This window comes from Roseateles sp. P5_B10 (assembly GCF_056400485.1).
In genome coordinates, this window is record NZ_JBFULE010000792.1 from 1 (window position 1) to 2,378 (window position 2,378).

The 2,378-nt window shown below is 64.4% G+C and carries 1 protein-coding gene and 1 pseudogene; both read left to right on the forward strand.

What is annotated here, in order from left to right; genetic code table 11:
- Window positions 1–33 precede the first annotated feature (33 nt).
- Window positions 34–1,083 carry an alpha/beta fold hydrolase gene (locus AC1DU6_RS27690; RefSeq protein WP_477861047.1) on the forward strand — a complete coding sequence of 350 codons (1,050 nt, stop codon included), beginning with the start codon at window positions 34–36 and terminating at the stop codon, window positions 1,081–1,083.
- A 106-nt stretch (window positions 1,084–1,189) separates the two neighbouring features.
- Window positions 1,190–2,378, forward strand: a pseudogene (locus AC1DU6_RS27695) (indolepyruvate ferredoxin oxidoreductase family protein); the annotation flags it as partial.

Sequence of the window (2,378 nt, forward strand, 5' to 3'; positions counted from 1 at the left end):
CTTGGCCGCTGTGGCCGGAGCACGGGAGGGAACATGAGCGAGATCGCTTCTAGCCCGGAGCGAAGCTCCTTTGTCGAGATTTTGAGGAATGCACGCCGGATCGTTGCGCAGGAGGGGATCGAGGACCTCCTGGCCGTTTCGATTGGTGGGACTGAGCAATGGCTTTCGATTCGCGGCAGGGATGCACGCAATCCTGTGCTGCTGTTCATTCATGGCGGCCCCGGCAGCCCGGAGATGCCCACCAGCTGGCTCTACCAAAGCGGCTGGGAAGACTACTTCGTCGTCGTGCAATGGGATCAGCGGCGTTGTGGAAAGTCTGGCGCTGCAGCGTGGCCGGATCTGGCCGACGGAGCCTCCCTCATCGATCACATGGTGGCAGACGCCTGCGAGGTGGTGGACTTCCTGCGTGGTCGGTTCAAGCGCCAGAAAATCGTGGTGCTGGGCCATTCCTGGGGAAGCGTGGTCGGGACATTGTTGGCGCAGCGCTGTCCCGAGCGCTTGCACGCGTACGTCGGCGTCGGCCAGGTCATCGACTGGGTCGAAAACGAACGCGCCAGCTACGACTTCGTCGTCCGGCAGGCGAGGGCGCTGGGCTTGGCCGATGCCACCACGGAACTCGATTCCTTGGCGCCCTATCCCGACATGGCACCGACCGCCTCCACGCTGATGCGGCTTCTGACCGAGCGCAAGTGGGTGGTTCACCTGGGCGGAATGATCCATGGACGCAAGGATCTCGATGTCCTCGACCACGCCAAGACGCTGTGCCCGGAATACACGGCAGCGGATCTGGACAGCACCGGACAAGTCGAGGATGCCGTGGAGCGCCTCTTGCCCGAATTGATGCGTTCCGACTTCAAGGAGCTTGGCGAACTGGGCTGCCCGATCGTGATCGCAGCAGGCCGCCATGACTTCGCCACGCCTTCCGGTGTGGCACGCAAGTGGTACGAAACGCTTCGGGCGCCGAGCAAGCATTGGCAGTGGTTCGAGCGCTCGGCGCACATGCCGCATCTCGAAGAACCGGGAAGGTTCCTTGACTATCTGGTCAACACGGTGTGGCCCCTGACTCAGCCTGACGCCGACTGACCGCTGCCATCGGCCGCCCGGGCCACTGTTGCGCCCGGGAGCTTGAAAGATCCACCGTCGAAGTCACTTGCGGCGCGGGGTCGCAATTTCCGCCTAGGAGATCGAATTGGAAGAGGCCCGTTTGTTGAGGGCAGCATCGCTGGACGACCGCCATGACCTGCGGCACCGTGAAGTGATGTTGAGCGGATCCCAGGCACTCGTCAGGTTGCTGCTGCTGCAACGCGAGTTCGACCGGCGCGCGGGGCTGCATACGGCGGGCTACGTCAGCGGCTACCGCGGATCGCCGTTGGGYGGCTTCGATACGGCGCTCTGGAAGTCCGCCAAGGCGCTGAAGACTGCCGACGTCGTCTTTCAGCCGGGGGTCAACGAGGATCTTGCCGCGACGGCCATCTGGGGCACACAACAGCTGCAACAGCTGGGCCCAGCCCGCGTGGACGGGGTGTTCGCGCTCTGGTACGGCAAGGGGCCGGGTGTGGACCGCTCCGGCGACGCCATCAAGCACGGCCACTACGCCGGAACCCATCCACTGGGCGGCGTGCTGGTGGTGTTCGGTGACGACCATCCCGGCAAGTCCTCGACCATCGCCCATCACAGCGAACAGGCCCTGGCCGCCAACAATGTGCCGATGCTCTACCCGGCCGATGTGGGCGAGATCGTCCGCTTTGGGCTCCTGGGCTATGCGCTGTCACGCTACAGCGGCTGCTGGGTGGGGATGAAGGTGGTCAACGAAACGGTTGAGCAGACCACCGTCGTCTCGCTGGATCTTGATGCGCTGCACATCGAGCGACCCCTGCCCGATGACCTGCTGCCCTCCGAAGGAGTCCACTATCGGGGCGTCTACAGCCCCGGCCGGGATGAGGCCATCCTGCTCCGGCATCGGCTGCCACTGGTGCATCGCTTCGCGCGGGTCAACGGAGTGGATCGCATCACACTGGGTGCGTCGGGCCGTTTTGGCATCGTCACCGCAGGCAAGGCGCATCAGGACGTGATTCAGGCCCTGGGCTATCTGGGCATCGACGATCAGCGCGCGGGGCAGCTCGGCTTGGCCGTCTACAAGGTGGGATTGATCTGGCCGCTGGAGCCCACTGGTCTGAGGGCATTCGCGCAGGGGCGCCAGGAACTGTTCTTCGTCGAGGAAAAGCAGGCCTTCGTCGAGCCGCAGGCCGCCGCCTGCCTTTACAACGATGCGGCACGGCCGCGTATCGTTGGCAAGAATGAAGAGCATCAGCAGACGCTGCTGGCCTCAGACCAGCAGCTTGAACCCATCGACGTGGCGCTGGCCATCGCCTCGCGCC

Excerpts from the sequence above, each read along its gene's own strand:
- AC1DU6_RS27690 (WP_477861047.1), top strand. The coding sequence starts at position 34 with ATGAGCGAGATCGCTTCTAGCCCGGAGCGAAGCTCCTTTGTCGAGATT.